At 72.9% G+C, this 4,998-nt stretch carries 7 protein-coding genes; 3 read left to right on the top strand and 4 right to left on the bottom strand.

Annotation, left to right across the window (positions count from 1 at the left end; translation table 11 throughout):
- Nucleotides 1–2: 2 nt before the first annotated feature.
- Entirely contained in the window at nt 3–698 is a 696-nt protein-coding gene (gene uppS / locus ACXJKL_RS14250; protein WP_457207703.1) for a polyprenyl diphosphate synthase, read from the top strand.
- A 277-nt stretch (nt 699–975) separates the two neighbouring features.
- Here the strand turns inward: uppS and ACXJKL_RS14245 are convergent, their stop codons facing one another.
- From ACXJKL_RS14245 to ACXJKL_RS14230, 4 genes are read right to left on the bottom strand one after another with little or no spacing between them, the layout of a single operon-like run.
- Nucleotides 976–1,377 carry a Fur family transcriptional regulator gene (locus ACXJKL_RS14245; RefSeq protein WP_457207702.1) on the bottom strand — a complete coding sequence of 134 codons (402 nt, stop codon included), beginning with the start codon at nt 1,375–1,377 and terminating at the stop codon, nt 976–978.
- On the bottom strand, nt 1,364–2,431 hold the full coding sequence (locus ACXJKL_RS14240) for a metal ABC transporter permease (protein ID WP_457207701.1): 1,068 nt from the start codon (nt 2,429–2,431) through the stop codon (nt 1,364–1,366). Before ACXJKL_RS14240 ends, ACXJKL_RS14245 begins: the two co-directional genes overlap by 14 nt.
- Nucleotides 2,428–3,231, bottom strand: a complete 804-nt coding sequence (locus tag ACXJKL_RS14235; protein ID WP_457207700.1) for a metal ABC transporter ATP-binding protein — start codon at nt 3,229–3,231, stop codon at nt 2,428–2,430. Before ACXJKL_RS14235 ends, ACXJKL_RS14240 begins: the two co-directional genes overlap by 4 nt.
- Nucleotides 3,225–4,193, bottom strand: a complete 969-nt coding sequence (locus ACXJKL_RS14230) for a metal ABC transporter substrate-binding protein (RefSeq protein WP_457207699.1) — start codon at nt 4,191–4,193, stop codon at nt 3,225–3,227. The genes ACXJKL_RS14235 and ACXJKL_RS14230 overlap by 7 nt, the downstream gene beginning before the upstream one ends.
- Before the next feature lie 77 nt (nt 4,194–4,270).
- Between ACXJKL_RS14230 and ACXJKL_RS14225 the strand changes: the two genes are divergently transcribed.
- Nucleotides 4,271–4,585: an antibiotic biosynthesis monooxygenase gene (locus tag ACXJKL_RS14225; protein WP_457207698.1), complete on the top strand. Its 315-nt coding sequence runs from the start codon at nt 4,271–4,273 to the stop codon at nt 4,583–4,585.
- Between the two features lie 174 nt (nt 4,586–4,759).
- On the top strand, nt 4,760–4,998 hold a 239-nt coding region (locus tag ACXJKL_RS14220; protein ID WP_457207697.1), incomplete at its 3' end, for a potassium-transporting ATPase subunit KdpA.

Here is a 4,998-nt window from a genome sequence, read left to right as displayed (position 1 = left end):
ACGTGGCCGTGGTCATGGACGGCAACGGTCGTTGGGCCAAGGACCGGGGGCTGCCGCGCACCCGGGGGCACGAGCAGGGTGAGCACTCCCTCTTCGACGTCGTCGAGGGTGCCATCGAGATCGGCGTCAGGGCGATCTCCGCCTACGCCTTCTCCACCGAGAACTGGTCGCGCTCGCCCGACGAGGTCCGCTTCCTGATGGGCTTCAACCGCGACGTCATCCGCCGGCGCCGCGACGAGATGCACGAGCTGGGCGTACGGGTGCGCTGGGCCGGGCGCGCTCCACGGCTGTGGAAGTCCGTGGTCAAGGAGCTGAAGGTCGCCGAGGAGCTGACGCGCGACAACGACGTGCTGACGCTGACGATGTGCGTCAACTACGGCGGCCGCTCGGAGCTGGTCGACGCCGCCCGCTCGATGGGTCGCGAGGTGGCAGCGGGGCGCCTCGACCCGGACAAGATCGACGCCAGGACCTTCGCCCGGCACCTCTACGTCCCGGAGCTCTCCGACGCCGACCTGGTGTGGCGGACCTCGGGGGAGCAGCGACTGTCGAACTTCATGCTGTGGCAGGCGGCGTACAGCGAGCTGGTCTTCACCGACGTGCTCTGGCCGGACGTCGATCGCCGCCACCTCTGGGCGGCCGTCGAGCAGTACGCCCGCCGCGACCGCCGCTACGGCGGGGCCCTGCCGAACCAGCCCTGAGCCCTCCCCGGCCCCCGGGGCTCTCGTCGCGGCCGCTCGTTGCGGCCGCTCGTCGGAGTCCCGGGGAGCGGTGAGCAGCCCACATTGTCGGGCGGTGGAATGTGGCGGGCTGACCGCCCGAGTCGCGTGTCTTCCGAGGCGCGCCGGGCCTGGGTGAGCAGGCCACCTTCGTGGACCGTGGAATGTGGGTGGCTGACCGCTCCGCTCGGCGCCCCGGCCCCGCGGCGGCGCCCCGGCCGGGGTCACCGCTCATGCGGCGTACGCGTGCCGCGCGGGGTCAGTGCCGGGGGCAGGTGCCGAAGATCTCCAGTGTGTGCGAGACGTCGGCGAAGCCGTGCTCGGCGGCCATGGCGTTGGTCCAGCGCTCGACGGCCGGGCCCTCGATCTCCACCGTGGCGCCGCACTCGCGGCACACGAGATGGTGGTGGTGGGTGCCCGAGCAGCGGCGGTAGACGGCCTCGCCGTCCTCGGTACGCAGCATGTCGACCTCGTGGGACTCGCTGAGCCGCTGGAGGGTCCGGTAGACGGTGGCGAGGCCGACCTTGGCGCCTCGCCGTTCGAGGAGCTCGTGGATCTCCTGGGCGCTGCGGAAGTCGTCGAGCGACGCCAGCGCCTCGGTCACCGCGATCCGCTGGCGGGTGGGACGCAGGGGTTGGGGCTGCGGGTCAGTGCTCGTCATAGTGCTCTCCGTGGGGGGCGTGCCGGTGCCCGTCGTGGACGTAGTCGACGTGGTCGCCGTGCCGCACGGCGGGGTGGCCGCAGGCGTCGCCGTGCAGGTGGGCGTGCTCGCCGTGGTCGTGACCGGTGTCGTCGCCCGCGTCGTGTCCGGCGACCCGGTGCGCCTCCGGAGCGCCCGGCTCCTCGAGGGTCAGGATCGGGAAGGGTTTCGTGAGGCGTCGGCGCCGGCGCAGCCAGACCCCCACCGGCCAGGTCGCGGCGAACATCGCCAGCGCCAGCAGCACGATCGAAGGACCGGGGGCCACGGTCGCCCGGGCCGACAGCCAGGCGCTGAGGACCAGTCCGCCGACGGCCGCGAAGCCGCCGAGCACCATCGCCGCGAGCAGCGTCGAGCGGAAGGACCGCGCGAGCTGCTGGGACGTGGCGACCGGCACCACCATCAGCGCCGACACGAGCAGCAGGCCGACGGTGCGCATCGCGACGGTGACGCTCACCGCGGCCAGCACGGCGACGAGCAGGTTGTAGGAGCGGACCCGGAGCCCGGCGACCCGGGCGAACTCGGGGTCGGAGGCGACGGCGAAGAGCTGGGGGAGGAGGCCGAGCGTGAGGGTCAGGACGACGACGGCCAGGCCGGCGGTGTACCAGACCTCGGTCGGGCTGATGCTGGTGACCGAGCCGAAGAGGTAGACCTGCAGGCTGGCGGCCCCCTCGCCGGCGAGGCCGGTGATCAGGACGCCTCCGGCCAACCCGCCGTAGAAGAGCAGGGCCAGGGCGACGTCGCCGTTGGTGTGCCCCTGCTCGCGGATCACCTCGATGAGCACGGCACCCAGGATGGCCACGACGACCGCCGTCCACGTGGGTGACGTCCCGGTCAGCAGTCCCAGCGCGACGCCGGTGACGGCGACGTGCCCGATGCCGTCCCCGAGGAGGGCCAGTCGCCGCTGCACCAGGAAAGTGCCGATCGCGGGGGCGGCGAGACCCGTCAGCAGCGCGGCGAGCAGGGCACGCTGCATGAAGTCGTGGCGCAGGAGGTCGAGCAGCTCGGCGAGGCTCATCGTCCATCCCCCCGGTCGTCGTGGGACAGCGTGTCGAAGGGCGATCCGACGTGGGGCACGTGGTCGTGCCGGGCGTCGACCGGGTGGTGGTGGCCGTGCACGTCCTCGTGCGACAGCGGGGGGCCGTCGTACGCGATCCGGCCGTCGCGCATGACGACGGCCCGGTCGACGAGCGGCGCGAGCGGCCCGAGCTCGTGCGCGACGAGGACGACGGTGGCACCGCGTCCCGACAGGGTGCCGAGCGCGTCGGCGAGGGCCTGCTGGTTGGGCAGGTCGACGCCGGCAGTCGGCTCGTCGAGGAAGAAGAGCTCGGGCTCCCCGGCCAGCGCGCGGGCGATGAGGACCCGCTGCTGCTGACCGCCGGACAGCGTGGAGACACCGTCGCCGGCCTTGCCGGCGAGCCCGACGACCTCGAGGGCGTCGTCGATGGCCGCGCGGTCGGCTCGGCTCGTGGGCCGCAGCAGGCCGCGGCGGGTGAGCCGCCCGGAGGCCACGACCTCGCGCACGCTGGCCGGCACGCCGCCGGTCGCGGTCCCGCGTTGCGGGACGTAGCCGATCCGGTGCCGGGAGCGGAAGTCCGACAGCGGGGTGCCGAAGAGGAGCACGGAGCCCTGGGTGAGGGGCCGCAGCCCGGTGAGGGCGCGCACCAGGGTGCTCTTGCCGGAGCCGTTGGCCCCCATCAGGACCACGAACTCTCCCTCGTGCACGACGAGGTCGTTGCCGCGCAGGACCGGTCGGCCGCCGATGGCGACGGTCACGTCCCGGGCCTCGACGACCACGGGGCCGGCGACGTTCAGCATCCGTTGGCCAGCCGGAGAGCGGCGAGGTTCTGCTGCACGAGAGCAACGTAGTCGCCCGCGTCGTCACCCTCGCCCGGTCCTTCGAGGGGGTCGAGCACGGCGGTCTGCACACCCGTGTCCGACGCGAGGCTCTCGGCCATGGCCGCCGAGGCGAGGCGCTCGGAGAAGACGGTGGTGATGCCCTCCTGCGCGATCAGGTCCTGCAGGTCGGCCAGCACGGCCGGCGTGGGCTCGGCGTCGGGGGAGAGCCCGGTGATCGCCTCGAAGTGCAGGCCGTAGCGCTCGAGGTAGCCGAACGCCTCGTGGGTGACGACCACGGTGCTGCGCTCGCACCGGGCCAGCCCCTCGGTGAAGTCTGCGTCGAGCCGCTCGAGCTCGGTGCGCAGGTCCTCGGCGTTCGTGCGGTACGACGCCGCGCCGTCCGGGTCGACCTCGGCCAGCCCGCCGGCGACCGCGTCGGCGAGATCGGCCATCAGCAAGGGGTCCTGCCAGAAGTGCGGGTCGGTGTCCCCGTGGTCGTGGCCGTCGTCGGCACCGTGGTCGTCGGCACCGTGCTCGTCGGAGGACTGCGTGTCGCCCGCGTGCTGCTCCTCGAGCGAGCGCAGGTCCAGGACCTCGGCGGCGTCGACGACGACGCCCTCCGCGACGGTGTCCACGGCGTCGTCGACGGCCGGCTGGAAGCCGCTCTCGAAGACGACGACGCCTGCGTCCTCCAGATCGGCCGTCTGCGCGATGCCCAGCTCGAGGTCGTGGGGCTCGCCACCGGGCCGCGTCAGGTTGGTGACCTCCCAGTCGCTGCCGGCCACCTGCTCGGTGACCCACGCGAGGGGGAAGAAGGCGGCCACGGCCCGGCGCTGGGACCCTTCGGCGGAGGAGCCTCCGGGGGCGCCGCACCCGGCCAGGACCAGGGCGCCGACCGCGACGACCGGGACGACACGGGGGAGGACACGCGGAGCCAACATGAGAACGATTCTCAGCAAGATGAGAACGGTTGTCAACTCGATGCACGAGCGGAGGGGACGGTCCCTATGATCGGCGGGTGCTGGTCGTCTCGAGGTTCCGTGTCCCCGCCGCCGACGCCGACGGCTTCCGTGCCGGTCTCGACGCCGCCCACGCCGCGCTCGCCGCCCGGCCCGGATACCTCGCCGGCACCGTGGGCCGCAACGTGGACGACCCGGAGCTCTGGGTGCTCTCCACCCGCTGGGAGCACGTCGGCGCCTACCGTCGCGCGCTGTCGTCGTACGACGTGAAGCTGCACGCCGTGCCCACCCTCAGCCGGGCGCTCGACGAGCCGAGCGCCTACGAGGTCGTGGAGCCCGGCGGCGACCTCAACGTCGACATCCCGCGCGCCTGATCTCCGGCATCAGGACAGCGTCAACGCGAGGCCCGTGGGCATCAGGGATGCATCAAGACGGGTGGGGAGCAGGCTCTTCCGGTCGTAGGAATGAGCCATGCCCGATCTCTTCTTCACCCTGCTCGTGGTCGCGTTCTTCGTCGGCCTCGCCCTCCTCGCCAGGAGGCTCGACCGGTGAGCTCCGTCCTCCCCGCGCTGCTCCAGGTCGCCGTCCTGGGTGGCCTGCTCGCGCTGACCGTGCCGCCGATGGGGCGCTACCTGGCGTACGTCTACGAGAGCCCCCGGCACCTCGCCGGTGAGCGGCTGGTCTACCGGCTGACCGGGGTGGATCCCGACGCCGACCAGCACTGGCGCACCTACCTGACCTCTGTCCTCGGGTTCTCACTGGTGGGCGTCCTCGCGCTGTACGCCTT

The organism is Nocardioides sp. P5_C9_2 (genome assembly GCF_054049555.1).
This window is presented reverse-complemented; position numbering and strand designations above follow the sequence as displayed.

Coding starts and splice junctions, on each gene's coding strand:
- ACXJKL_RS14240 (WP_457207701.1), bottom strand. CDS start 2,431: ATGAGCCTCGCCGAGCTGCTCGACCTCCTGCGCCACGACTTCATGCAG.
- ACXJKL_RS14230 (WP_457207699.1), bottom strand. CDS start 4,193: ATGTTGGCTCCGCGTGTCCTCCCCCGTGTCGTCCCGGTCGTCGCGGTC.
- ACXJKL_RS14245 (WP_457207702.1), bottom strand. CDS start 1,377: ATGACGAGCACTGACCCGCAGCCCCAACCCCTGCGTCCCACCCGCCAG.
- ACXJKL_RS14235 (WP_457207700.1), bottom strand. CDS start 3,231: ATGCTGAACGTCGCCGGCCCCGTGGTCGTCGAGGCCCGGGACGTGACC.